The organism is Lyngbya sp. PCC 8106 (genome assembly GCF_000169095.1).
Classification (GTDB): Bacteria; Cyanobacteriota; Cyanobacteriia; order Cyanobacteriales; family Microcoleaceae; genus Capilliphycus.
The window spans coordinates 96,755-123,109 of sequence record NZ_AAVU01000010.1 but is presented as its reverse complement, the minus strand read 5'-3'; the positions used below and the strand labels follow the sequence as shown (position 1 = coordinate 123,109).

25 protein-coding genes are annotated in these 26,355 nt (G+C 40.4%); 14 read left to right on the top strand and 11 right to left on the bottom strand.

The features are described 5' to 3' along the window. Nucleotides 1-155 precede the first annotated feature (155 nt). A complete protein-coding gene (locus L8106_RS09195; RefSeq protein ID WP_009783990.1) occupies nt 156-1,358 on the bottom strand; it encodes an NAD(P)/FAD-dependent oxidoreductase in 1,203 nt (400 codons plus the stop codon). Nucleotides 1,359-1,553: 195 nt separating this feature from the next. Here L8106_RS09195 and L8106_RS09190 point away from each other — a divergent pair, with 195 nt between their 5' ends. Both L8106_RS09190 and L8106_RS09185 read left to right on the top strand, forming a co-directional pair. Further along, nucleotides 1,554-1,961 (top strand): peptidoglycan-binding protein, encoded by a 408-nt coding sequence (locus L8106_RS09190; RefSeq protein ID WP_009783989.1) that lies wholly within the window; start codon nt 1,554-1,556, stop codon nt 1,959-1,961. Nucleotides 1,962-2,085: 124 nt separating this feature from the next. Then, nucleotides 2,086-3,066, top strand: a complete 981-nt coding sequence (locus L8106_RS09185; protein WP_009783988.1) for a pentapeptide repeat-containing protein — start codon at nt 2,086-2,088, stop codon at nt 3,064-3,066. A 33-nt stretch (nt 3,067-3,099) separates the two neighbouring features. On the opposite strand, the gene L8106_RS09180 is transcribed toward L8106_RS09185, so the two are convergent. The 4 genes from L8106_RS09180 to L8106_RS09165 form a co-directional block, all read right to left on the bottom strand. Then, nucleotides 3,100-4,014, bottom strand: coding sequence for a phosphodiester glycosidase family protein (locus L8106_RS09180; protein WP_009783987.1), 915 nt, complete (start codon nt 4,012-4,014; stop codon nt 3,100-3,102). Between the two features lie 154 nt (nt 4,015-4,168). Beyond that, the gene (locus tag L8106_RS09175) at nt 4,169-4,936 is read right to left on the bottom strand and encodes a PP2C family serine/threonine-protein phosphatase (RefSeq protein WP_009783986.1); all 768 of its coding nucleotides are present in this window, start codon (nt 4,934-4,936) and stop codon (nt 4,169-4,171) included. Nucleotides 4,937-5,009: 73 nt separating this feature from the next. After that, entirely contained in the window at nt 5,010-5,672 is a 663-nt protein-coding gene (locus L8106_RS09170) for a VWA domain-containing protein (RefSeq protein WP_009783985.1), read from the bottom strand. Nucleotides 5,673-5,854: 182 nt separating this feature from the next. Continuing rightward, nucleotides 5,855-7,738 carry an AIPR family protein gene (locus L8106_RS09165; protein ID WP_009783984.1) on the bottom strand — a complete coding sequence of 628 codons (1,884 nt, stop codon included), beginning with the start codon at nt 7,736-7,738 and terminating at the stop codon, nt 5,855-5,857. Nucleotides 7,739-7,922: 184 nt separating this feature from the next. Here L8106_RS09165 and L8106_RS09160 point away from each other — a divergent pair, with 184 nt between their 5' ends. Then, nucleotides 7,923-9,404 carry a DASH family cryptochrome gene (locus L8106_RS09160; RefSeq protein WP_039895826.1) on the top strand — a complete coding sequence of 494 codons (1,482 nt, stop codon included), beginning with the start codon at nt 7,923-7,925 and terminating at the stop codon, nt 9,402-9,404. A gap of 183 nt (nt 9,405-9,587) precedes the next feature. Here the strand turns inward: L8106_RS09160 and L8106_RS09155 are convergent, their stop codons facing one another. Then, nucleotides 9,588-10,181 (bottom strand): hypothetical protein, encoded by a 594-nt coding sequence (locus tag L8106_RS09155; protein WP_009783982.1) that lies wholly within the window; start codon nt 10,179-10,181, stop codon nt 9,588-9,590. Between the two features lie 357 nt (nt 10,182-10,538). Between L8106_RS09155 and L8106_RS09150 the strand changes: the two genes are divergently transcribed. From L8106_RS09150 to L8106_RS09140, 3 genes are all read left to right on the top strand, one after another. Then, nucleotides 10,539-10,955, top strand: coding sequence for an element excision factor XisH family protein (locus tag L8106_RS09150; RefSeq protein ID WP_009783981.1), 417 nt, complete (start codon nt 10,539-10,541; stop codon nt 10,953-10,955). After that, complete coding sequence (locus tag L8106_RS09145) at nt 10,943-11,275, top strand: XisI protein (protein WP_009783980.1); 333 nt, start codon at nt 10,943-10,945, stop codon at nt 11,273-11,275. Before L8106_RS09150 ends, L8106_RS09145 begins: the two co-directional genes overlap by 13 nt. Nucleotides 11,276-11,417: 142 nt before the next feature. Next, nucleotides 11,418-11,798, top strand: coding sequence for a hypothetical protein (locus L8106_RS09140; RefSeq protein ID WP_009783979.1), 381 nt, complete (start codon nt 11,418-11,420; stop codon nt 11,796-11,798). A 187-nt stretch (nt 11,799-11,985) separates the two neighbouring features. Here the strand turns inward: L8106_RS09140 and L8106_RS09135 are convergent, their stop codons facing one another. Further along, nucleotides 11,986-13,899 carry a transketolase C-terminal domain-containing protein gene (locus tag L8106_RS09135; RefSeq protein WP_009783978.1) on the bottom strand — a complete coding sequence of 638 codons (1,914 nt, stop codon included), beginning with the start codon at nt 13,897-13,899 and terminating at the stop codon, nt 11,986-11,988. A gap of 180 nt (nt 13,900-14,079) precedes the next feature. After that, nucleotides 14,080-15,000, bottom strand: a complete 921-nt coding sequence (locus L8106_RS09130; RefSeq protein ID WP_009783977.1) for a DMT family transporter — start codon at nt 14,998-15,000, stop codon at nt 14,080-14,082. Nucleotides 15,001-15,151: 151 nt separating this feature from the next. Here L8106_RS09130 and L8106_RS09125 point away from each other — a divergent pair, with 151 nt between their 5' ends. The 4 genes from L8106_RS09125 to L8106_RS09115 all read left to right on the top strand — a co-directional run bounded on the left by L8106_RS09125 (nt 15,152) and on the right by L8106_RS09115 (nt 18,157). Continuing rightward, nucleotides 15,152-15,964 (top strand): SDR family oxidoreductase, encoded by an 813-nt coding sequence (locus tag L8106_RS09125; protein ID WP_009783976.1) that lies wholly within the window; start codon nt 15,152-15,154, stop codon nt 15,962-15,964. Nucleotides 15,965-16,128: 164 nt separating this feature from the next. Then, nucleotides 16,129-16,659 (top strand): alcohol dehydrogenase catalytic domain-containing protein, encoded by a 531-nt coding sequence (locus L8106_RS33555; RefSeq protein WP_009783975.1) that lies wholly within the window; start codon nt 16,129-16,131, stop codon nt 16,657-16,659. A gap of 29 nt (nt 16,660-16,688) precedes the next feature. Beyond that, complete coding sequence (locus tag L8106_RS33550; RefSeq protein WP_009783974.1) at nt 16,689-17,138, top strand: zinc-binding dehydrogenase; 450 nt, start codon at nt 16,689-16,691, stop codon at nt 17,136-17,138. A 143-nt stretch (nt 17,139-17,281) separates the two neighbouring features. Beyond that, on the top strand, nt 17,282-18,157 hold the full coding sequence (locus tag L8106_RS09115; protein WP_009783973.1) for an SPFH domain-containing protein: 876 nt from the start codon (nt 17,282-17,284) through the stop codon (nt 18,155-18,157). A 16-nt stretch (nt 18,158-18,173) separates the two neighbouring features. On the opposite strand, the gene L8106_RS09110 is transcribed toward L8106_RS09115, so the two are convergent. Continuing rightward, complete coding sequence (locus L8106_RS09110) at nt 18,174-18,701, bottom strand: zinc ribbon domain-containing protein (RefSeq protein ID WP_009783972.1); 528 nt, start codon at nt 18,699-18,701, stop codon at nt 18,174-18,176. Between the two features lie 253 nt (nt 18,702-18,954). Here L8106_RS09110 and L8106_RS09105 point away from each other — a divergent pair, with 253 nt between their 5' ends. From L8106_RS09105 to L8106_RS09095, 3 genes are all read left to right on the top strand, one after another. Then, the gene (locus L8106_RS09105) at nt 18,955-19,503 is read left to right on the top strand and encodes a hypothetical protein (protein WP_009783971.1); all 549 of its coding nucleotides are present in this window, start codon (nt 18,955-18,957) and stop codon (nt 19,501-19,503) included. 12 nt (nt 19,504-19,515) lie between these two features. After that, nucleotides 19,516-20,604 (top strand): M28 family peptidase, encoded by a 1,089-nt coding sequence (locus L8106_RS09100; protein WP_009783970.1) that lies wholly within the window; start codon nt 19,516-19,518, stop codon nt 20,602-20,604. 240 nt (nt 20,605-20,844) lie between these two features. Next, nucleotides 20,845-22,713, top strand: coding sequence for an ABC-ATPase domain-containing protein (locus L8106_RS09095; protein ID WP_009783969.1), 1,869 nt, complete (start codon nt 20,845-20,847; stop codon nt 22,711-22,713). A 497-nt stretch (nt 22,714-23,210) separates the two neighbouring features. Here L8106_RS09095 and gatA read toward each other — a convergent pair whose 3' ends face one another. Both gatA and L8106_RS09085 read right to left on the bottom strand, forming a co-directional pair. After that, on the bottom strand, nt 23,211-24,668 hold the full coding sequence (gene gatA / locus L8106_RS09090; RefSeq protein ID WP_009783968.1) for an Asp-tRNA(Asn)/Glu-tRNA(Gln) amidotransferase subunit GatA: 1,458 nt from the start codon (nt 24,666-24,668) through the stop codon (nt 23,211-23,213). Nucleotides 24,669-24,999: 331 nt separating this feature from the next. Then, complete coding sequence (locus tag L8106_RS09085) at nt 25,000-25,296, bottom strand: hypothetical protein (protein ID WP_009783966.1); 297 nt, start codon at nt 25,294-25,296, stop codon at nt 25,000-25,002. Between the two features lie 154 nt (nt 25,297-25,450). On the opposite strand from L8106_RS09085, the gene L8106_RS09080 reads away from it, so the two are divergent. Then, a complete protein-coding gene (locus tag L8106_RS09080) occupies nt 25,451-26,323 on the top strand; it encodes an inositol monophosphatase family protein (protein ID WP_009783965.1) in 873 nt (290 codons plus the stop codon). Nucleotides 26,324-26,355 lie beyond the last annotated feature (32 nt).

The following is a 26,355-nucleotide window of genomic DNA, read 5'->3' as shown; positions in this document are numbered from 1 at the left end:
TGATGAACAAAGGGTGCATTGTTATAGCTGTGTTAGCCTATTCTAAATAGAGATTTATTCCGGTGAAAACAGTATTAAACAATTCAGGGGTTAAACCCATCAAACAGAGAGAGGAAAGAAGCAAGATCTCCCTACCTCCCTACCTTTGCACCCGTCTAGCGAGTCGGAGGTGACATCATTTCCTGAAGGGGTCGAGTCATCCAGTTAAAAGCAACTCGAACTTGATGATCGAGGGTGGGCAAACGATAAAGATAAATCAAACGACGAGCTAGATGTGCCATTTGCCCCTCTAACTTAATCCCCAAACCCGTCAGGGTCGCATCATCGGTTCCTAAAGTCATCATTTCACCTAACCCCTGATAACGGAAGGGTAACAAAGGACGTCCTGTTAGAGAAGCCCAAATATTCCAGGCGGTATAGTCTGCTTGTTGAAACGCGGCTTGAGCCGTTGGGGGAACCGTTTGGCCGTCAACATCCTTACAATCAGCCAAATCTCCTAGCGCAAAAATTTCGGGATGGTCAACAACTTGCAATGATGTTGTGGCGCTCACCTGACCTCGCTGATTATGCTTGACGGGTAGCGACTGCACAATGGGCGAAATTTTCGTTCCCACCGTCCACAAGACCACATCGACCGGAATTGTATCGATCTGTTCGCGGTATTCCAAAGCAAGCGAATCTGCTTCAATCGATTGCACGGTTGTCTCCAAGTCTACCCAAATCCGGCGCTGTTGCAGGGCGCGTTGGGCGGCTTCACGGTTAAAACTCGGAGAACCCCGCAAAATCTCCTGATCTCGTTCAATCAGTCGTAACCGTCCCCGTTCCTGGAGTCGGTCAGCCAGCTTACAAGCCAACTCTACACCACTATAACCGCCACCTGCGATCGCAATGCGAATTTTATCGCGATCAGAGGCTTCCAAAACCCGCAGGCGTTCTTCGAGGCGATAGGTATCTTCGAGGGTTCGGAAAGGAATTGCATATTCAGCCGCTCCCGGTACGATATCGAGGGGCGTTTCCCCTCCCATCGCCAAAACCAAATAATCATAAGTCACAGGTTCACCTTCACTCAGCTGAACTTGCTGGGCTTCGATGTCGATCGCGGTGACAAGTTGCTGACAGAAGCGTATATTTGTATTTTGCAACAGTTGTTCAAAAGGGGGAGCAATTTCCCAACTTTGCAGTTCTCCGGTTAAGAGTTCATACAACAATGGCGAAAACAAAAAGCGATCGCGGCTATCAACAAGAATAATTTCGGGTTGTTGAGATTTCTGCCAGGGTAACTCATTTAAGCGCAGGGCGGTATAGAGTCCACCAAAGCCTCCACCCAAAATACAGATGCGGGTTGGTTGTTCAGTCATAGTTTGCAGATGAGGAATGGATAAGCAATCAAGCAGTTTCTTTCACTAGGATAACAAGGCCTTCGGGTGTTTTCCGTCTGTTGTTTTGGGCCTCGTGTAGAGTAAAAATACGGGTGAGGTGTACCATTCGTTGCGGAGTATGTCTCTGGACTGATGCAAGATAGAGAGAAGGTCTTAACTGTAAACTATTAACCCATGCCGGAAGATAAGTTATTTGGACGTTTACATTACAGTAAGTTGCTGGTGCTAGAGTTGCAAAGACGACTGCAAGCACTGGGTCTTGATCCTGGGCCTGTGAATGGCAGATTGAATCCTGAAACAGAGGCGGCTTTAGAGGAAGCACAACGGACTTATGGAGTCCATGGAGGTAAGGCTAAAGCGGCTTATTTTGTGGTGATTTCGGGTAAGTCCGAAGATTTACCTAAAATTGTGGAACAAGTTATTTTATTGGGGGTGCCGGAAACGGGGGTGTATCAACGGAATAGTCCTTTTAATTCCAAGGTTGCGGTCGGGCCGTTTTCTAATCCTGAAATTGCTAAACGCTGGCAACATTATCTACGGGATTTTGGTTTGAGTCAGGCTCAAATTTACTATGGATGTTAGGGTTTTATGATCGGTTTAGAGTTGCAAAGATTTTAGCAATGTTTAGCTCTTTTTTTGAGAAGAATTCTACATTTTTTTGATCAAATATTAGAGTGAAAGTTTAATTTTTCTCCGATTTTAAAGTATGGAATACCTCAAAAAAAAAATAAGTCGATTAGGTAATAAGCGACAAATATCTCGACTTCATCGAGTTTGTGGTCGTCTATTGCGTGATGTTGTAGAAGTTCTGATTATTTTTATAGCTGTTATTTTTGTTATTCTCTCTATTTTATATCTGGAAAACACTTTAGAACAGCAAACAGACTGGGGGCAGTTGTTTATTCGTTCTATTGAAAATTCTCGGATTTTAGGAACGTTTGAAAGTATTAGTATTGTTAGCGCTTTAGTCGTTTATTTGCGACGAGGAAAGAAACAATCTCATTATGAAGCGTGGCAAGTAATTGACTCTGCTCAAGGCATTGAATTTAGTCATGCTCGAATTAAAGCTTTAGAAGAATTAGCTAAAGATGGGATTAGTTTAAAGGGGTTATTGTTACCGAAAGCCAATCTTGAACAAATTCATTTAGTGGATGGTGATTTTAAAGAAGTGAACCTACAAGGGGCTAAACTTCAAGAAGCAAATTTGCAAGGAAGCACCTTTGAACTCACTCAACTTCAAGGGGCTAATTTTTGGAAAGCTAATCTAGAAGAAGCGTTCTTTCTTCTAACGCAAATGCAGAAAATAAATTTAAGTTCAGCTAATCTCAGTTATGCAGATTTACAAGGGGTTAATATGTTAGAAGCTAATCTCCAAAAAGCAGATATTCAAGGGGCTTATATTTTAGGAAACTTACAAGGGGTAGACTTTCAAGAAGCCAATCTTCGAGGTACAATTTTAGAAGGCGCTTACCTCAAAGATGCCAATTTTCAAGATGCAAACCTCCGAGGGGCTAATCTCAAAGATGCTAACTTACAAGGGGCTAATTTTCAAGGGGCTAATTTGCAAGGTGTTAACTTTCAAAATGCTAAAGGGTTACACCCGACTCAAGTTTGGGCTGCTCACAATTGGGAACTTGCTCGATATTCTAAAGATTTTCTCTACAAATTGGGGTTAAAATTAGAGTAAATTAAACAACTTTAAAAAAGAGTCAAAATGGTCTTATTTTTGTTCAATGGGTAAAGCATAAATTCCTAAATGATTGGCGACTGGACGCTGACGCATGGGAATTCGACTATGAAAGGGTGCATTTAAAACTTTGGTATCTGTTCCCTCAGAAATCACTAACGTTGTAGAACCCCCACCATCAAAATTTAATGCGGTTTCAACCCCATCTAGTTCCTGGATAATATTCGTTAAGGTGGCTAAGGTTACGCCTTTACTATACCAGGATTGACGACCATCAATTAAAATTAACCAGAGCGTTTCTCCTGTTTTGTCAATTGCTACAGCCGTTCGTGGAAACTTTTGATTAGCATCTGAGAATTTTTTGACTTTAATAGGTTGACCTTGATCGATTAAAATTAGATTACCTGCTATCCCTTGAAGCGTATTTTTCGGACAAGTATCAAAGTAAATTTCTGCCTTTTTTTTAGGAGAAATACAAAGCACTGACCATCCTTTATTAACTATTGAGTAGATTTTTCCCTGAGAAATTGCCTGTCCAAAAATATTAACTCGCTCTCCTGAATTGGGGTAATAATCTATCGGATTATGCACATAAAAGGGATGAAAAAAACTGCCGTTAATTGCTAGTTGTAAGTAATGTTTCTGTAGAAATTCTGAAGTGGTTTGAGCAGAAATATCCTGATCATCTTCTCCCTGTTCTCCTGGTGTTACTAAAAGTTCAATCCCTGGAGTTGTTAAGTCAATTTTAACAATATGAATCATTAAAGGATCGGGTTTTGAACGGCGAATTCGTTGGTATGTAATCCCTTGAAACAGTTGTTCTTGTTTAGCAGTGGGTAGGGGTCGTTTGAGTAACAGTCCTAAGTAGAATAAAGCAGGAGTTAATAGAATAACGAGGCTAAAACGGAGTAAAGTTAATCGCAGAGTACGAAGAAAATGTGGACTCATTGGTATTGATATATACAGTTAACGTATAACCTGAATTTAAGGGAATACAACTGAATACTCCTTCACTTTGTCGGGAGAACCGGATTTTTATCAATTAATTTCAAGACTCTGTTTGAACGACCAGTTTAAAGATTGATTTTGGCTGATTTATATGTTATAATGCAGCTAGAATTAGCGTTAAATCATCATCAGTTCGTTCAGTCACACGAGGCGATCGCAAAAAAGATTCTAACTGTTCTTGAGCATCTTGTTGATCTGTAATCATCGAAACAAACTTAAATAGGGGCGAAAAGAAAGGTCGATGGGGAGTTGCTTCGGGCATTTTCAAAGCTAACATTTGTAAGCCATCGGAAAAAATTGCTAAATGAGTCGGTTCACCTTCCCAAACCTTGATTTGTGACGTTTCCACCGCATTAAACCCAATCAAAAATTTTGTTTCATTCAAATATTCACCCTGTTCGGGTTGGGTAATCGCTTCTATTTTTCCCGCTTTATCTTCTACAACTGCTGCTCCATCACCCACCTGAGCAACAGCAATAAAATTAGAGGTTGCTAACACCAAAATCAGTGTTGTTGCTAATTCTCGAATTTCCACGTCTTGAACACTAGCTTCGGCTTCTACTGCCATTTTTGCTGCATTTAAAGAGTTCATTAATCGTCCTTTCCAGTCAATTTCTTCTGGTGATGAAAAGGGAAGATCAATCATTTGAGCAAGAGTATTTACAGCCGTTTCTACTGCTACTTTTGAGCCAATTTCTGACAATCTCGCTGAACCGGCTCCATCCGCCACAGCCAAAATTAAAAGATTATCAGATAATCTTTTGTAGCAGTGAGCATCTTGACAGGGAAGATCAAATTTTTCATGGCTCGTTCCCCGTACTGATGCCGATACAATTTGCCAATTGGAGTCGCAGTTAGACATGGGATATCCCGTAAAAGATGCTCAGAAATTAGCGAATAGCAATTAATTAACGATTAGTAATGGGCAGATTTAATTAGACAGCTCCCCATCCTGGCGGCGGTAAAGCAATCTGTTCATCGACTTTGGAATGAGACACCATTTGCATACTTGCAGACAACCAAATAAACATTTCTCTAAAGTCTAATCCTTTTAATTTTAAAGGAGCGCGTTCAACGATTAAACTCAGGCGTTCCATATTCGCCCCTTCCACTCCAACCGCAAAAAAAGCAACCTGTTTATTACCTTCTTCTTGTTTAATACGTTCAGCCGCTTGCTCCGCCATACGTTCAGACTCACCCTGCGGTTCACCATCGGTAATCAGAAACACCCAAGGGCGATAGTAGGCAATTCCATTATTACGATATTCGGCTTTACGAGCAGCAACTAAATCTAGGGCTTGGTTAATTGCTGTTCCCATAAAAGTTTGCCCCTGTGCAGTTAATAATGGGGGTTCAAACTGGTCAGCAGTGACAAAATCTTGTACAATTTTCACCTGATTATCGAAGGAAATAATCGCAACTTCGACCCGTTTTTTTGCCAGTTCATCACGAGCTAAATCATGTCTAAACGTGTTGAGGCCATCATTGAGGGCATCGATGGGTACACCTTGCATGGAGGCGGAAGTGTCCAACAACAGCACACAAGGACAACGGGGTTCAGGATTTTCAGCGAATTCTACAGCTTCCTCAAGTCTCATAATGGGTGGTGTGGGAGTTTGCAGTTCTCTTAGGATACTCGATTTTTGCCTGTTTTTGATTATCGCTGATTTGAAGCGAGAAATTTGGCATCATTGAAAAAATTCAGAGAGTTTAGCGATCACTTCGTCAATCATACACTACTTGACTAAAATGTTGCTCAATCAATTTATCCAGAATAAAGTCAAGAGTTTATAGCTGCTAAAATCAAGTCAAAAGGAGACTGTGTATCGCCTGTTTTTCTTTTCATAACTTTTTTATGAATGGACAATGATTTAAGGAGTTGAGGGGATGATTCTTCACTTTTACCTAACTGTTCTGATCGCATATATCCTTTAACATCTTTTGATTTACACTCGGGTTCTTTGTAAACGGACTCATCAGTTCCTTCTGTCATATAATCGTCTATAAGTTGTATTGCTGTATCAAGCAGCGCATCACGAGCTAGTTCAAACTCAGATTGAAAGAGTTTTAAAAATGATTCAGTAACTTTGACAGGGGTTGATTCTATTGGAGCATTAATCATTACTGACTTAAGTAAATCTATGACTACCATGTAATACAAGAAACGAGTAAAGCGTCGGCTAGGCTCCCCTTCTCTTCCAAACTTATATTTTTCATTGGAAGTCTTTTGAAGAAGATAAGCTGCGTATAAGTCATCAACTCCAAAAGCTTGATTAGATTCCTTTTGATTCATTATTTTTTCAAAAATTTTACCTTTTGGTAGAAAAGGTGCATTTGTTCCAAAAGCAAGTCCTGCTTCTCCTAACCATCCAGCACCATATACTTTCAAAAGATCAAAAGCATTAGCCCAATTTTTAAACTGATGTGTACCAGGATTTTGACTTTGCAATGCTTTTTGTGAATCCCAACCACCTCGTTGTATTTCAAGAAATAGATTATGCTTTTCTGCGATCTGTTTAGCCCATGTTCTAAAATCAGATGTTAAAGCTAAAAAATCTTTTTCATTAACAGCATTTTGACTATTGGTATAACGTGTAATTTGAGTTAATAGTTCTTCCCCCTCTGAGCCGACTTTAACAATTTTAAGAATAACAACTCCTTTAGATAATTTTTCCTTCCATTCTTGTAAGGTTTTACTAGAGCCAGTACCACCAGCTTCTAGCTTTTTATATAAAACATCCCAGATAGTTCGAGTAGTTTGACAGCCGTTAACCACATAAGGCTCAACCAACTCATATCCATATCCTTTATTTGTTTTTCCAAAGTCTTCGACTACGATGGTCACTCCATTGTTATAAAGTCCAAAGTTTTCTGGCTCTTGCTCAAGAGTTTTTTTGATGGCTTTATTCACCTTTCTTCTTGAGCTTAAAAAACGACGAACATTCTTCTCATAGAGTTGATCTAAGTCACCTGTAGATTCCTTATAATCTTTCATAAAATTGTATAAGTCTTTTAATTTAACTGCACCAACCAATAATTTATCCCCCTTAGCATCACTTGCTCTTAAAGGCATTTTAATTCGCGTAGGACTATTTTCTATAATTCTCTGATAAATTGTTTCAATTGAAACGGCTTCGACATCAAAAATTGCTCCTAATCTATTTCTTCCCATACTGAGAATATCGTTTAACGCTCGTTTTTCTGTATCATTTAAGGCGGTTTCTGTAGCAAATACAAGTATCATCTTGTCACGTTCTGATGCTTGCTGTCGGAAGTTAGTTAAACGTTCTACTAAATCTTCAACTAATGATGACAGTCGATTTCGACCACCATCAAGAGTATCAATTATTTTTTGAGATTCGCTTAATAGAGTACCCGTTCCTGAAAATGCTTTACCATACTTGCTTTGAACTAAATACCATGTATCTCCTTCTTCAGTGCTTTCATCTAGACTATCACCTCGATGCAGATATGCAATATCAATTCCTCCATCTCCGCTACCATCACAATAGACAATATCATCTGAGGACTCATCGACATCTAGCCACTGAGTTACTAATTTTCTTGCAAAACGGCGTCCCAGTTCTAAAGTTGAAGGATTACCTTCTATAATACCTTGTAACCACTCTTTCTGAAAAACTTCAAGTTCAATAGTTATATTCATTATTATTAATAGATTAAGCTTGCACCTTTTATAAGTATAACTCTAATTTGACGCTGATCACTTCAAATATAGCCATCATTTAATTGTAATTGCATTGAACCTCTGTTGTTAATTTTGTGTGAAATTGTTAAATTCTGATATCTCTGTTAATATTTGTAACGAGGTTAATTCAGGTCAAGGAAAAATGAGTGATAAACGAGTTCTCATCTGGTATCGTAACGATTTACGAGTCCATGACCATGAACCGCTACATTTAGCAGTGAAAGCGCAAGCAGAGATCATTCCCGTTTACTGTTTTGACCCCCGACAATTTGGAAAAACCTCCTTTGGATTTCCTAAAACGGGAGTATTTCGCGCTCAATTTTTACTCGAAAGCGTAACAGATTTACGCAACTCCCTGAGAAAATTAGGAAGTGATTTAATCGTTCGTTATGATTTCCCGGAGACAGTTATTCCTGAACTTGTCAAACAATTAGGAATTGATGAAGTTTACTATTATCGTGAAGTAACCTCAGAAGAATTAGCCGTTGAAACCACATTAGAAAAAGCGTTAAACCCTTTAGATGTATCATTAAAATCCTATTGGGGAGCAACCCTTTATGATCTTGATGATTTACCGTTTTCAATTAACAGAATTCCTGAAGTTTTCACCCAATTTCGGAAACAAGTTGAGAAAAATGGCACAATTTATGCGTCCTTTCCCACACCTCAACGTTTACCGATTTTACCTCAAATTGAAGTTGGAGAATTGCCAACACTACAAAAGTTAGGTTTAGAAACACCTCAGTTTGATCAACGATCAGTTTTAAAATTTCAAGGCGGAGAAACAGCCGGAATTTCTCGGTTAACTGATTATATTTGGGAACAAGATTGTTTAAAAGACTATAAACAAACCCGGAATGGAATGTTAGGGGCAAATTATTCCTCTAAATTTTCTCCCTGGTTAGCACTAGGATGTTTATCACCTCGTTTTATTTATGATCATGTACAAGATTATGAAGAACAACGGGTAAAAAATGACTCAACTTATTGGTTAGTATTTGAGTTGTTATGGCGGGATTATTTTAGGTTTATTTGTCTGAAACATGGCAATAAAATCTTCCGTCTGTCTGGGTTACAAGGGGTTTCAATTCCCTGGAAAGAAGACTGGGAACGGTTTGAATGTTGGCGTACAGGAACCACAGGTTTTCCCCTAGTTGATGCGAATATGCGCGAACTTGCAGCGACAGGTTTTATGTCGAACCGAGGGCGGCAAAATGTAGCCAGTTTTCTGACTAAAAATTTGGGAATAAATTGGAAAATGGGGGCGGAATGGTTCGAGTCGCTGTTAGTTGATTATGATGTTTGTAGTAATTGGGGAAACTGGAACTATACCGCAGGAGTCGGAAATGATGCGCGAGGGTTTCGGTATTTTAATATTCCTAAACAAGCTAAAGATTATGACTCCAATGGTGATTATGTTAAGCATTGGTTGCCAGAATTAGCGGCTTTACCTGCGTCAAAAGTTCACGAACCTTGGATGTTACAACCCGTAGAACAAAAGCGGTTTGGTGTTAAATTAGGGGTGGATTATCCTAACCCAGTTGTTGATTTGATGAAGTCTGTTCAAAGCAATAAAAAAAGCTATGAGGCGGCTTTATCGAAAGCTAAACATCCTCTGGGATAGCAAGTAAATTTTAGGATTTTTTAACTCGATAGAATACAACAAAATACAACTTTGTCGGGGTGTAAAACTTGCGCCCTCTTGCTTACACCCTGAACTTTCCTAAAAATAGGATGAAGATCAATCCCTAAAACCCTTGCTATATAGTTTTTAGAACTACTCCTGTTAACAAATAATTCATGGTTTCTAGAACACCTGCTTGACAAGTTTGGCGATCGCGACTTCCCATTTATTTGAGTCTTTAGACGACTCTCGAACTAAGAATAATGAGCTTTCATTTAATACATTTTTCAGTTTTTTATTGGGAAAAAATTCTTTTATCACTTGTCGAATGGGTTTCTGATAGATGTAATAAAATTGATTGCCGAAGATTTCTGGGTGAATAAAATGATTGGGTTGATTTTCAGTTAAATAGATGAGAATGTCTAAAAAAGCCTGTTCTAAACTTTCTGGGGAATTAATTGTATCTGGAGTAAGCTTGGGTTGAGGAGGTTTATTAACCGCTTTGGAAATAACCTTTCTAGATTGAGATACTCTTTTTCTGATGGGAGGATGCTTTGTATTATTTTGAGGTAAATATTCAGGTAGCGCGATATAAAATACATTAGTATTGTTGGTTCTGTAAATGCGAAAATCTGGATTTTTATCAAAGTATCCTGCTTGGATTTTAATTCCATCACGACTTAATATTAATGCGAGTCTCGAAAATCGTACCCAATTTTCAGAAGTTCCGTCAAGTTCCTCGCGAATGATGCTTTGAATGATTTTCTTTAAATTCATCTTTTTAAGCTGTAATCCTGTATTGATGACAACAGCTTCTTCGCAAAATATTTCTGAAATTAGAAGGTGCGGATTTTACTAAAACAGAATTTTTATGATTTGATATATTAGTCGTGATATCAAGAAGGCGAAATCTTACAAAAATATACTCAAGAATGGAGTCTTAAAATTGAATATATTTCTGAGTTTGTTCGCGAACAATATCAATTTATTTGTGGGGGAGATTAGAGGGATTTAATAACTCCCACAGAAACCGTTTATCCGGTTGCTTCTATAGAAGTAGCTCGAAAATTGGGACTTTCCCAACTTGAATAAATCAGGTATAATAGTAGATATTGATTGCTGTTCTAGAGAATTATGCCAGCTTTAGATCTCTATCACGATGCGGTTAAAAATGCCTTAATTAAAGAGAATTGGACAATTACTCACGATCCCTTGCATCTGAGATGGGGAACTAAGGATATGTATGTAGACTTAGGTGCAAAACAGCTACTCGCCGCCGAACTAGAAGATCAAAAAATAGCCGTTGAAATCAAAAGCTTTATCGGTTATTCTGATGTTGAAGATTTGCGAAATGCAGTTGGACAGTTTGTGATGTATCGTGCTGTTCTTCGTAAAACAGAACCGAATCGTGGATTGTATCTAGCTGTGCGTGAAACAACTTATCAATCTACTTTTGAAGAACCCATAGGTCAACTTTTAATCGAAACCGAAAACCTAAATTTATTAATTTTTGAACCCAAAAAAGAGGTGATTGTCCGATGGATACCTTAAACCAGGATAGACAAATCATTAAACAAGTTTTAGCTGCAAATGCAAAATTTTACACCCATGATGAGGTTGAATATAAATTAGTTGTTGACTCCGAAATAGATAGTTATTTAATTATTAGTTTGGGATGGGATGGAGTTAAGCGAATACACAGTTGTATGGTTCACTTGGATATTATTGAGGGTAAAATTTGGGTTCAACGGGATGATACCGAAGATGGAATTACACCGGAATTAGTAGAAGCTGGAATTCCTAAAGATCGCATTGTTTTAGGGTTTCATCTTCCTGATGTTAGACCTCATACGGGGTTTGCGTTGGCGTAGCCTCTCAATAGGAGAATCGCTTAACCTTGAGATAATCTTGTTTACCTAAATATAACCTAAATATAACCTTTGTAAACTTTCCGAAGTCGGCTCAAATATCGATGTAGTTAATCCTATCGAGTCGAATTGAGTCAAGACTATCGTGTTAAAACCCATTAGATCAATCGGAATTTTCACTCTGGCGATCCCACTTGTCGCTATTTTAGCAGCTTGTGGAGAGAATAAATTAGAAGCCTGTCGCATTTTAGAAATAGAAGATGCAGAAGTGGAAGTCGATCTCGGGGATGTGGATATCGAAAGAGGCGAAGTGGAAATGATTTGTGGAGGTGAAGCTGTTGTCGATGTGACATGGGGAGAATTTCGACAAAAACTCGGTATTGATCCAGGTCGTTATCAGAATAATCTTAGAGCGTTTGAACAGCAAGTTGCTTGTTTCAAAGAAAATCGGGGTAACAATGTTGTCTTTTGTCGTCGAGGAAATTCTAACGAAATGGTGAGTCTAAATTTTAGTTATGATGATTAATTGATTTGGGCGAGAATACGGGTTTTATAGTAAACAGTAGGGGCGAGTTCTGTACAGATGTATGTTTCCCATCAATAACCTATATAAACCCGCCCCTAATATGATTATGGTGCGTCAATTTCTCTCATTTTTTATCAAGAATTTAAAGATTAATGAGTTGACGCACCCTACAACTGTTTAAACTGTTTTATTTGGCTAACTGTTTAACCTTGTTGATAATACCCGTTGGATCAATACCTTGATGGGGGAATTGTTCCCACAAGCCGCCACAACCTTCGTGATGAGTTCCTAAGCTGGCAAACTTCGGAGAGAACCCACGTTCTAACAACCAAGTTCCAAAACGGCTACCCAGTCCAGTCCGACGGTTAAACGCTTCTGAGACGATCACCATTGGAGACTGACCCACTTTTGCCATCATGTCTTCATCAACCACATTCAACGTCGCCTTATTAATTAAACCGACATCAATTCCTTCTTGTTTGAGACGTTCAACCGCATCGAGAGAACGATACAAAGCTGCCCCAAAACTAATAATATATCCGGCTGTACCTTCGCGGATGACTTCATCTTTCCCCGGAACAAATTTGTATCCGTCGCCGAAGAAATTACTACCATCAGTGTTGAGAATATAAGGCACTTTTGAACGAGTTGAGAAAATAAACCGCAACCCCGGATCAGAAAAGACCGACTCAACACAAGCCTTCATTTGGTTCGCATCTGCGGGGAAATATAACCGCGTTTCATAGCCATCATCCAAGCCATTATCAGCGAACATATTGTTCAAACCGAAGTGACAAGTATTATCAGCCATGTCATCAATACCGGAGTGAGAAAAATGACAAAGCAGGTTAGAATAATTCAACCGTGCCATCGTAATTTCAGAAATACACATTTCTAAAAAGGCGCTGAACGTGGCAAAAATTCCCTGTTTGCCTTTTTCCATCCCGAAGCCTGCGGCTGCCGAGAGGTTGCCTCGTTCCATGATTCCGGCTTTAATATAAATATCTGGGAACGCTTCACCGATCGCTTTCAAACCACAAGATCCTTCTAAGTCACTGTCAATACAAATGACTTTTTCTTTGCGTTCGGCATCACTTATTCCTTTCAAAACCGAAACCACCGCTTCCCCAAACACATTCCGGTTCGACCCCAGTTTATCACTCGAACCCATGAAAGTGTAGGTGTTCTTCGGCTTCTCAATACTCTTGAGATAGTCTACCGCAGCAGTTTTACCCTTGGCTTCGAGGTATTTAATTGCTTTATCGAGGGGGATCACATCGTGACCATGTTCAGACCCTTCTATCCCCTCGATACCAACCGCCATCGGACGCTTATTGACAACGGCAACCGGGCCATCGGTATTTACGGCTTCACATATCCGACGGTAAAGATCATCAATATCTTCGCCATTTCCTTCTAAAATTTTCAGTCCGTGACCCGCTAAAGTTTGGGCAACGCTGTAACCGGGCATATAATCAGAAGGATGTCCGGCAATGGTTACGTCGTTATCGTCAATCAGGAGTTTAACGTTAAGCTGCTGAGAAACGGCTAAACGGGCGGCTTCGGCGTCGTCTCCTTCCTGTTGTGAACCGTCTGAACCCAAACAGAAAACCGTTTTACCTGAGTTTGCCAACGCTACACCGTTAACATAAGGCCACATATGACCCAAACGACCTGAACTAAATTTTACGCCTGGAGTAAGTCCAAGTTCAGGGTGTCCCGGTAGGGTAGAATGAGCTTCGCGGTAATGTAGGAGTTTTTCGGCGGGAAGTTCACCCCCCAGCGCAGCCATCAGGTATTGAGTCGCAACTCGGTGTCCGGCTTCATCAAAGAAAATTGGTACAAATTTGTCAGCCGCGCCTCGGAATAAGGCATCGAGGATCATGACTTCTGGTACGGTATCATAGGGGCCGCCTGTATGACCGCCGACGCCTCTAGCTGCACCCGTGGCGGTGAAAAAGACAATCAGATCTCGACAAAATTGGATATTGGCTTTGAGGGTTTCCCGCTGTTCGTTGGTGAGAGTCGCATTAGCGGGATCGAGTGAGAGGGGTTTGTAGGCCCCGAGGTCAATCGGAAAAGTGGCTTGAGTAGCAGTCATCGGTAATTGTTTAAATGTTGAGTAAGCGTTAATTCATCGATAGAAGCAATTTCCAGCAGCAATCGACTTTAAGTTAAAGGGTATAGAGTTGGGTGACATCTGCCAACCCTTTCGGAAAAAGTTCGGGGTCTCGAAGTGCTAGTGAACTGCTGTTATTAGAAGTGTAGCGTTATTTTCAGATTAAATTGTATTGGATTTTGTACCTAATACGGCGATCGCTACTCCGATTAAAATTATAATAGCACCTCCGACCACTGTTAAAGAAGGAATTTCCTGAAAAAATAGATATCCTAAACCACTTGCCCCCACAGGTTCAAATAATATCGCTAACATCACTAAAGTTGGAGAGGTGCGATTAACCGCCCAGCTAAAACTGGTATGTCCGACGAGTTGCGGTAAAATTGCCATCAGCACTAGGTAAACATACACTAAACTCGGGTACCCGCTATAATTTGTTCCGAAGAAAAAGGGTAAAGGTAATAATATTACTGCGGCAACGCTATAAGCGACTGCAATATATCCGCCTATTTTAAAGCCTCGTTGTTGGGCTTCTCGTCCGAAAATGAGATAAAAACTAATTGCCCAAGCCCCGATTAAGGCTAAACTATTTCCGAGTATTGGGTTACGACTCGCTTCTGTTGTATTCCCGTCTCCTAACGCAATGATCAGTCCTCCGGTTAAAGCAATGATAATCCCCAATATTGTTAATTTTGACGGTTTTTCTTTTAACCAAATTGCTGATAATATTGCCACCCAAACCGGGCTAGTTGTGACTAATGTTGTCGAAGCGGCTATCGAGGTATAAGATAAAGAGGTGATCCAAGTCGCAAAATGTAAGGCTAGAAAAATTCCGGCTATGGCTGCATAAAATAACGCGCCAGGTTGTAGCGTTTTCCAAGTAATTTTTTGCCAAGTTGGAACTAAAAGTAATGCCGCAAAACTGAGGCGAGATGCTGACATCACTAAACTAAATCCGATTGTATTGACTTCGGCGGTTGCTATTGCTAAACGGACTAAAATTGCCCCCGTTGAAACCGCAATGACACCGACCAAGACCACCAACGCGACAAGCCAGGGAGAAGTTGAATTAGAGTTTTGCATCATAACAAAGAGGTTTTTTCCGGTTGTACTTTTCAGCCGTCTCAAATTCTATCTTTTTGAGGATTGAATTTTCAGATGAAAAGATTATCATAACTATATGGAATACAAGTTCTAACGATTTACAGTTGATCCTTTCACAATTTTAGAGTTTATGGTTTCTACGGTTTTAATTACTGGCGCGTCTCAAGGCAGTGGGAAAGCAACGGCTTTACTCTTTGCTCAAAAAGGCTATAATGTGGTGTTAACCGCTCGGAATTTTGAGCGATTAGAAACTGCTGCAAACGAAGTGCGAAGTCTTGGCGGTTCAGCATTCGCAATTGCTACAGATGTGGGAGAGGTTCAACAGGTTCAAGAGTTAGTTGAAAAAGCCTTAGAGGTTTACGGAAATATTGATGTGTTAGTGAATAATGCCGGAATTTGTTTAACGGGTTCTATGGCAAAAACAACCTTAGAAGATTGGCAACAATTAATGAATACCAACTTCTGGGGTTATGTACATACAATTAACGCCCTTTTGCCCCATTTTATTGAACGCAAAAAAGGAACAATTGTTAACGTCGGTTCTGTTGGGGGAAAAATGCCTTTACCCGATATGACTGCTTATTGTGCCAGTAAATATGCGGTAACTGGACTAACAGAAACTCTACGTTTAGAACTCGATCCAAAAGGCATTAATGTTTGTGCCGTTCATCCGGGAGTTATTAACAGTAATTTCATGGAAAGAGCGCAATTTCGGGGCGAAAATAACAGCGAAGTAGAGAACCGTCGCCAACAAATGCAAAGTGTGTTAGAATCCTCTTTTGTGAGTCAACCTGAAGATATTGCTAAGGCGATTTGGGAAGCGGTGAATCAGAAAAAATCTGAAACCGTTGTCGGGTTGACATCGATAGCAACAGAAGCCTATCGGTTGTTTCCAGGGTTAATGCAGTTTATAATGAGTCAAGCCCAAAATCAGCAAAAATAAACTCAGTTCGTTGGGGTGCTTTAGCGCAAGAAAACGGACTAAAGTCCAACAACAAACCGTTAAGTCATTGTAGTGCTTTGGCGCAAGAAAACGGACTAAAGTCCAACAACAAATAAGAGCGCGAACAGCGCAAAAAAAGTGTCTATATCGACCTAAAAAAATCTATGAAAATTCAAGGATTAGCTGCTAAAACTTCCGGTGCAGAACTCGAACCTTACAGTTATGAAGCCCCATCTCCCCAGAACTTTCAATGTATCATTAAAGTTTTATCTTGTGGGATTTGTCACTCCGATCTACACATGGTTGATAATGACTGGGAAATGACTAATTATCCCATCGTTCCCGGTCACGAAGTGATCGGAGAAGTCATCGAAATCGGTTCCCAAGTTAATCATATCAAAGTTGGCGATCGCGTAGGTATTGGTTGGCAACGAAGTTCTTGTTTATCCTGTCGAGATTGTTTGCGAGGTTCGGAAAATCTCTGTGATCAAATGCAAGCATTAATTGCCACTGGGCCAGGAGGATTTGCTGATTATTTAGAAGTAGATTCTCGGTTTGCCTTTGCAATTCCTGATGGTATTAAAACAAATGTTGCAGGGCCTTTACTCTGTGGCGGAATTACCGTTTATTCAGCCTTACGATATGCGGGAATGGGTTCAGGATTAGAAATTGGAGTGATTGGAGTGGGGGGTTAGGTCATCTCGCCGTACAATTTGCCAGTAAATTGGGCAACCGAGTCACTGTTTTTACCACCTCAAAAGATAAAGCCGAATTTGCCCATCAACTCGGCGCCGATGAAACTGTAATTGTCGAAAAAAATCAACCCCCTTCCGCCCCATCTCAACCGTTAAATATCCTATTAAGTACGGCTCCGGCGTCCATAGACTGGGCATCCTACATTGACTTTCTGGACTCCGATGGCACTTTAACCCTGGTTGGGGTACCCGACGCCCCGTTGAGTTTTCCAGCCTTTCCTTTATTGATGAAGCGTCGGCGAATTTTAGGGTCGGTGATCGGGGGACGGGCGATGATGCAGGATATGTTATCGGTTGCTGAACGTTATCAAATTGAACCCATTGTCGAAATTTTCCCGATGGAAAAAGCAAATCAAGCCATGGAAAAAGTGAGAAATAATCAAGTTCGTTATCGGGCGGTTTTGAGTCATCAGTTGTGAAGTTGAGTTAAGAAAAGAGGACTGAACAAAGCCTTTGGTTTAACGGAACAGTCAATCGGTCTATAGGGCATTGCTCTATTGAGAAGAAACGGTGCTACTATAGACCTATTCTTGAACTTGGTACTCGACATTACATCATCATTATGGCTCAATATTTACTCAGCTTCTTTGCTGCATTAGTGATTGGGGTTGTGTTTAATTCCTCCATTAAAGTCGTCAGTGGCGGAGATCAAGCCATTGTTGAAGGCTTAAATGGCCGTCATCGCACCCTCAAACCTGGAGTTCGTTATATTCTCCCTTTTCTAGAAAAGATTGTTCACTACGATACCACTCGGGAACGGTTTATTGATATTAAACCCCAGGAAGTGATTACCGGGGATAATACTCCCTTAACGGTTGATGCTGTTGTTTTTTGGAAAATCGAAGATATCGAGAAATCTTACTATGAGGTCGAACAAGTTGAAGATTCTATCTCTAACTTAGTTTTGACGACGCTGCGGGCAAAAATTGCCACAATTGAGATGAGAGAACTATTTTCCTCAATTAATGAAATCAACGATTTACTCCTGAAAACTTTAGATGAAGCGACCGGAAATTGGGGAATTAAAGTGATTCGGGTTAACCTCCAAAGTGTTACCCCTCCGGCTGCAATTATGAAGTCAATGGAGCAAGAAAAAGCAGCAGAAAACAAAAAACGGGCGGAAATTAGTATTGCTCGAAGTGAAGCCGAAGCCATAGAAATTCTCTCTAAATCTCTACAAATTCCCCCCAATAGTCGAGAGTTTATTCAATATATGATTGCTAAACAATATGTGGAAGCACATCATAAATTAAGTGCGAGTAATAACTCCAAGATTATCTTTATGAATCCTGGAGAACTAAACGAAGCAATCGGAAACTTGATGGAGGATGATTTTGAAGGTGGGCCAAGAGAGGGTTCAGGTTCTAGAAAGTTAAAAATAGTCAAGCCGGAGATGAGCAAAAAATCCGATGACAATATCGGTAATAGTGCCAGCTAAAAGTTGCTCAATTTGGTTAGTCTAGGCGATGACCACAACTTGAACAAAAGTGGTCTTCTGATTGAATAGATGCTCCACATTGACTACAAAAACGTTTAACTTGAGAAGCAGGGTTTTCAGGAGAATTTATTTGCATTTCCATATTTCCCATTTTCATTTCCATTGGTTTCATATTCATCTGCATATTCTCCATTTTCATCGGTTCCATCGGTTTCATCGGAGACATTGTACGATTTGGAATGCTGGAAACTTGTTGGAGTTGTAGCATCTCAGACTGACTCATCGAAGGTAAATGATCGATCACTCCTATGCTATTTCCCTGCACATTAATATAGTGTTTTCCCTGTGCTGTTTCAATCTCAATTGTAATTCCTGCATTATTACGATAAACCTGAGGAGGAGAAGTCCAACTTCCCGTCGTAAAACTGCTACTAGACTGCTGTTGTTGTCCGGGACTACTGCTGACTGTCGTGACAACGGTTTGGTTTGCTTGCATATCTAAGTAGACTTTTTGACTCGGACTCAGTTCGCATAAATAAGCCATATTTGCCCCCGCTAGAACTTGACATCTAATTTAATTATAGTAAAGTGAGGTTAGTGGTAATCACAATTTCTTAATTATTGCGTTATAAATTTAGTCAACACTAAAACCAAAAATCATTAAACTGAATTTTTGATAGTATCGTTAACTTCCCTCACCCAAAATCAGGTCAGAGATTACCCAAAATTACGATAATCTAACGGCTCAGTTTTTGGTAAACTAAAACAATGCCTCTGTTTTAACGAGCGATTAAACCATGAGTCAAGTTATTGAACAGCTTCAATCAGAATGGAACGAGATCAAAGCACAAGTGGATGAAATCCAAGCGGAGTATCATACTTTGTGCGCCAAGCGTTCCTCTTTTCAAGCAATACTTCTGTTTCCAAAAGATAACTCACCAGAAGCTCAAGCCGAATTTTCTCAAGCCTGTCAAACTCAATTGGCTGAATGGTCAATCCAGTTACCCGAACTTGAACGAGAGATGAAAGCAACCCGTTTAAGACTCAAAAAAACTCAAGCAAAACTCTCCGTTAAACAAGTCAAACTGTATGAATTACAAGCCAAAGAAATTTGGCCCCAACTGGGTCAAAAAGCGAAAATTATTAATCAATTCGCTCAACGTTTGGAACAAGAAATTAAGACATTTTGGCAAATTGCTGACAATTTTAAACCTCGTTTTGACGACTGGCTTCCCGAAAAACCTCAACTGGCTTATTTTGATTCCATCACAACCATTCCTCAAGTCACACAGACTGAAAATGGACTGCAAGTGATCAATAAAGAGATTGATTTTGAGGAAGATTGAGCGTCGATCAAAATGACTAATCAAAGAATCGTCGCCTTGTTTTTAATCATAGGTCTTCTCGTGGCTATTTGGCAGGGGAAGACAACACTTTTAGACTTTCGATTCATCCCCGAAAATACTGCAATTTCCCCTGATCCTAACAGGATTTCAAAAACCGCAGATTTTGCTAGTTCTCAAAAGCCCATTAAAACCTCTTTACCCTCTGAAATTCAAGTCTCTAGTTCTCCGCTAAACAAAGAAATCAACCCCGATCAAATTTGGAGTCATCTCGAAAATATTGTCGGAGAACGAACAACAGAAAACCATCGTGAATATACTCGGAATTATTTAATCGAACAACTCCAAAAATTTGGGTTTTCTCCTGACTTGCAACCTTTTGAACAAGGGGTTAATATTGTTGCTAAAAGACCTACCGATGATCCGAATGCTGCAACTCTATTAATCGGCGCTCATTATGATACAGTCGTTAACTCACCCGGTGCCGATGATAATGGTAGCGGAATCGCCGTTATCTTAGAAATCGCTCGGTTATTCGGTTCAACACCAACAGCAACGTCCTTAGAAATTGTATTTTTTGATCAAGAAGAACTCGGACTATTGGGAAGTTTTGCATTTACCAGTCGTCCCGAAAACTTACAAACTTTACGTCATGTTATTGTCCTTGATATGGTCGGTTATGCTTGTCGAGTTGAGGGCTGTCAACACTATCCTCCCGGGTTAAATGTCGATCTTTTATTACCAGCAAATAGCCAAACTTCTAGTGACAAAGGCGAGTTTTTAGTCGTCGTGGGAGAAGCCCAACATCAAGATTTATTAGCATCATTTCAGGGAATATCCTCTCATGTATCTGAGTTGAATTTACCGCCCATTGTCACCTTGCCGATTCCCTTAAAAGGTATACTCACACCTGACGTTTTACGCAGCGATCACGCTCCCTTTTGGTATCAAAATATAGCAGCCGTATTGGTTACAGATACCGCGAATTTACGTTCTCCTCACTATCATCAACCCACTGATACTCTCGCTAATCTTGATCGAGAATTTCTCATGGGTTCAGCTCAAGTTCTGGTGAATGTCGTCACTCACCTATTAGAAAACTAAATAAAATTGGGGACAAAATTGGGACAATATTCACCCCTTAATAGTTCACCCGAACAATTAGCCCATGAACCTCTGAGAGAAACTGAAAATCCTCTGATATAATAAGTTCATTCACTCAAAAGGTAGGCTCTCTCTTTGGCTTTCTGATTCGGCAAATTGGTAAGTAGGGTGAAGATTCAACTCACAGCAAAACCCTTCCGGATAGAAACAATTAATCATACACTCATTGAGATCTGACTCATGAACACAAAAGAAGACCTCCGCCAAAAATTACTTGACCTAGACAACCGAGGTTATAAAGCCTATAAAGACGTTCTCGGTACTTATGAGTTTGAAGACTTTACTCTGATTATTGATTACGTTCAAGGTGATCCCTTTGCTGCTCCGAGTAAGTTTCGAGTTCATATCTCTCCAAATATTGCCGGATTTCCCCCAGAACTTTACGAAAACCGGATTCGAGAAATTGCTTTGCGAGACTACCTGACTCGTCAATTTGATCGCAATAGTCGAGAGATTAGTAGCCGCCGAGGAACAGGAAAAAGCGGGATGATTGCGATTACAAAAATGGGACAAGAGGTATTAGAACGCACCTCAGCCAGCTTGATTTATGTCGCTCCTCCTCAACCGAAATCTATCGGGGTTAACCCGGTTTTTCAGCGAGCCAAACCTCAGCCTTCGACCCAAGAAAAAGGGATTGAAATGCGATTTTTTGTCGGACTTCCCGCCCGAGGACGGCAAATTTTAGGACGACAAGCCGCCACGATGATTTGTGATGATATTCCCCTAATTGTTGAACGTTCTCTTAAATATAAAAACCTCGATCCTGAACACTGTAAACGCCATGTTGAGACAGTAGAAGATGCCGACTGGTTACGTCAACAACTCGCTGAAAAAGGGTTAGTTGCATTTATTCCTAATGGTGCAATTTTACCTCGACGTAGTGGGGTTGATCAACGACCTTTAGAAACTGATGTTGTACCGTTTCAATCACCCGAATCTCTAGAAGTTGAGTTCAATTGCCCTAACTTTGGAGAAATTAAAGGTTTAGGAATTCCTAAAGGGATTACCCTAATCGTAGGGGGTGGATATCACGGGAAATCGACCTTACTGAATGCGATAGAATTGGGCATTTATAATCATATTTTTGGAGACGGACGAGAATGTGTAACGACCAGTATAGACGCAGTTAAAATTAGGGCTGAAGATGGTCGCAGCGTTGCAGGTGTTGATATTTCACCTTTTATTAATCAATTGCCTCAAGGACGATCTACCCAGAATTTTTCAACTGAAAATGCGAGTGGAAGTACCTCACAAGCAGCTAACATTATGGAAGCTTTAGAGGTTTTAGTAAAGCTAGAAAATGACTCGGTTAATCCTGATGTTTCTCCAGTTTTATTGGTGGATGAAGATACGGCGGCAACTAATTTTATGATTCGCGATCGCCGAATGCAAGCCTTAATTGCCAAAGAACAAGAACCGATTACACCATTTATTGATAAAGTTCGCCAACTTTATACTGATTATGGTGTGTCTACAATCTTAGTGATGGGTGGAAGTGGGGATTATTTTGATGTGGCGGATACGGTGATTGGAATGGATAATTTTCAACCTCAAGAATTAACCGCAAAAGCCAAAGAAATCGCCGCAGAATTTACCACAGGTCGAACAACAGAAGGCGGTGAACAGTTTGGTCAAATTCGATCCCGTATTCCTGTTACTGAAAGTTTAGATCCCAGTCACGGACGGCGAGATGTACGGGTGAAAGTTCGGGATGTAGATGAAGTCACATTTGGAACAGAAGATGTTGATTTATCTGGGGTTGAACAGCTTGTTTCTAAAGATCAATTACGGGCGATCGCCGCCGCAATGGTTTATGCTAGAAAAAAGTATATTAATGGTGAACATACACTCCCTCAAATTTTAGCTCAAATTATGGCGGATATTACCGAAAAAGGATTAGATGTAATTACCCCTTTTCCTCAAGGAGATTTAGCCATGTTTCGACGGTTTGAACTCGCAGCAGCGATTAACCGAGTCCGAACATTAGAAGTGAAATCTGTACCCGAAGTTGAATCTATACAGATAACGACGGCTGAAGAAGACTCCTAGAAGCACAGTATAAAGTGATTACTTGGGGTACTCAAGTCACTATTCGCTCAGATTTCATGGGAAATTAATCACAGTCATCCGTTAATATTGTTGGCTGTTTGATGAAAATTCCCGAGTGATTTCAATTTTATCTGGATGAGAGTTAAAGATAGTTTAAACCTTTGATTTTCTCATCCAGGTGAGCTAGAATGTCTTAGAATTGAGTTCGTCAAAACTTAAGTTGTAAATATTTTAGGGCCAGATGAAAGGCAAATAAATCAGAGAGAGTAATTCTATTGCAGCTTAATCTTTCTAGATTAGGTTCGGGTACAGATTCTCTAATTTTATTATGGAACCATTTTATTTGTAGATAAAAACAGTATTTTATAAAAAAATAGCTCAGAGCCAAGTTTAGGCATCCAAGCTATTTTTAGATCGTCATCATGTTTTGGATATACTTTCCAGTTTACTGATTCTCAGACCGAATGACATCACCCAATAGAGTGATTTCTAATTGATTAAAGCTGAGGTTTGCGTATATGCCAAGCTGTCGCCTGTTCATAAGCATAAGCCACTTCCAGCAGTCGAGCTTCTCCTAACACTTTCCCAATTAATTGCATCCCAATTGGAAGTCCTTGTTCATCAAACCCACAAGGAATACTGAGTGCAGGTAAACCCGCTAAATTCACTGGAATTGTCATTAAATCAGACAAATACATACTGAGGGGATCAGCCGTTTTTTCACCTGCTTTAAAAGCCGTTGTCGGAGCAGTCGGACAAACCAACACTTCTACCTGAGAAAGCGCTCGTTCAAAGTCTTGTTTAATCAACGTTCGGACTTTTTGAGCTTTGAGATAATAAGCATCATAATATCCCGCCGACAGGGTATAGGTTCCCACCATAATTCGGCGTTTAACTTCCGCCCCAAATCCCTCTGCACGGGTTTGGCAGTACATATCAATTAAATTTTCTGCATCCCGACTGCGAAAACCGTATTTCACCCCATCATAACGAGCCAAGTTTGCAGAAGCTTCCGACGGCGCAATAATATAATAAGTGGGCAAACCATAACGAAAACGCGGACAAGAAATCACTTGAATTTCTGCGCCTAGTTCTTGCAACGTTTCTATTGCCTTTGTCACCGCTTGTTCAACAACAGGATCTAACCCTTCTCCAAAAGTTTCTTTGATCACACCAACTTTGACGCGGCTTTTGGATTTGAGAGTGGGTTTGAGGGCGGCTAGATAATTCGGGATTTGAACATTTAGGCTCGTGGCATCTTTAGTATCATAACCGGCGATCGCTTGTAATAAAATCGCTGCATCTTCAACCGTTCGGGCCAGAGGGCCAATCTGATCCAAAGAAGACGCATAAGCCACCAAACCGTAGCGAGACACCAACCCATAAGTCGGTTTCAAGCCCACAATGCCACAAAAAGAAGCAGGTTGACGAATCGAACCACCCGTATCGGAACCCAACGCCACAACGCATTCATCCGCCGCTACCGCCGCCGCCGAACCACCCGAAGAACCGCCCGGAACCCGTTGTAAGTCCCAAGGATTTGCGGTAACTTGATAGGCAGAGTTTTCGGTGGAACTCCCCATCGCAAATTCATCTAAGTTCGTCTTTCCCACCATAATTGCACCCGCATCCGCCAGCTTTTGCGTCACGGTAGACTCGTAGGGGGGTACAAAATTCTCTAAAATCTTGGATGCACAGGTTGTAGTGATTCCCTGAGTGCAGAGGTTATCTTTGATGCCAATTGGAATTCCAGCGAGTAGACCAATTTCCTCTCCTGCGGCAATTTTAGCATCCACTTGTCGGGCTTGCTGCAACGCTCGATCTGCTGTTACACATAAAAAGCTGTTTAATTTTGAGTCTAGCTGCTCAATACGCTCTAACGCCTCTTGGGCGATTTCTACAGCCGAGCGTTCCTTGTTAACCAGTTGTTGGTGCAACTCGCAGATGGACGCCATTCCCTATCCTCTTTGTGTTAGTTTCTATCGATCAGAGTTTACCAAAAATAGGAGATCATTTTTCTCTAAATTGATTTCTGAGGTGATCTCATCGCTCAACTCTAACCCTCTGTCGCCAAATCAACTATATTCTAAAGCATTAATCACTCAGTTTAACAGATATCATTTAAAATTAATCCAAATTTGTACTGAGATTCCGAAAGTTATGCCCCTGACTCAACATCGTGCTGATCCTGTTGTTTTATATAACATTCCTCAATTCATTCAACCCAATCAAGACGCTGATTGATCAATAGATTAGAGAAAAGATGGCAGAATAAACGCTTTTAACTTATGATTGTTCTAACAAACTACAAATCAATTCACCCGCTCCATTTTTATCAAACCGTTTCGTTTTTCCCGAACTCTCAATTTTAGTCCGTCTGCGACAATTATAAAGTTCAACAGGTGTTTTTTTGCCATTAATACTCACAGACGCTCGATATTCCCAATGATATTTAGCACTACGCTTAATACTCAGAATACAAATTCTGTTCTCATTGACAGTGCGACACAGAGAAGCTTGTGCAGGTTGGGAAAACGTTAACAAAAGCAACAACAACAGTAAGAGAGTCGTCAGAAACTTCACGAGAGATCAAAAAAATAATTGTATAGCTATTCTATCTTTTTTGCTGAACTTCTGAACTTCTGAACTTCTAAACGCCTAAACTCCTCTATTTCTACTTGTCAGAACGAAAAGAAGATGCTTTGCTAGAGTTGAACTTCATCTTTTTCCCAAAGCTATGTCTCACCCAACCCCAACCCCTCGCCAAATTTTAGAAACACTACTTCCCTATCTGCGAGTCGCTGCGGGTTATGCGCGTCAACTTCAGCCTCTTATTCGCGCCCTTCCAAACAAAGACGGAGATAACTTCTTCGCTGAAGCCTTAACTGACGCCGACTTGTCTATTCAAACTTTAGTTGAAGTCGCCCTTTTAGGAACTTTTCCAAATATTCGTTTTTATGGAGAAGAACATGAACAGTCTGGAAATACCAAATATTTTCGCAGTATTGAACTCGGAGAAAAAGGGGATTATTTAGTTACACTAGACCCCATTGATGGCACGAAGTTTTATATGGACGGACACAACAACTATCAAATTATTCTCACCGTTCTCAACAGTGATGAATTTGAAGCCGTATTAGCTATTTCTCCGGCTTTAAATACCTATTATTATGCACTGCGAGGTGAAGGAACGTTTACAGGTTATCTTGAAGACGACTTAGACGCTTGTGTTCCGGTTAAATTAGAGTCAACAGAACCGATCATTTTACTCGGATGGGGAATGAGTGAATTTAAACCTTTACTCCAGAAAAATTATGATGTTATTGATGTCGGAAATGACTACAGTTCTGATGCTCAAATTCCCAACCATAACGGTATTTTAAGTGGTTGTGTTTGTGGAACAGTAATTCGGGCGGGTAAATTTATCGATGGGGCTGCATTGGCATTTTTAGCCCAAGAAGCCGGATGTATTGTTACCACCCATGACGGAAGTGTTCCCCCTCCTTTAAACACCTGTGAAAATTACAGTCGTCCCGGTTTATTAGTGGCGGCTTCGGAGTCGGTTCATCAGCATTTATTAGAAGCCGCAAAAACCCTAAAAATAGCTTGATTAAACACCAGGAGGGCGTAAGTCTTGCGCCC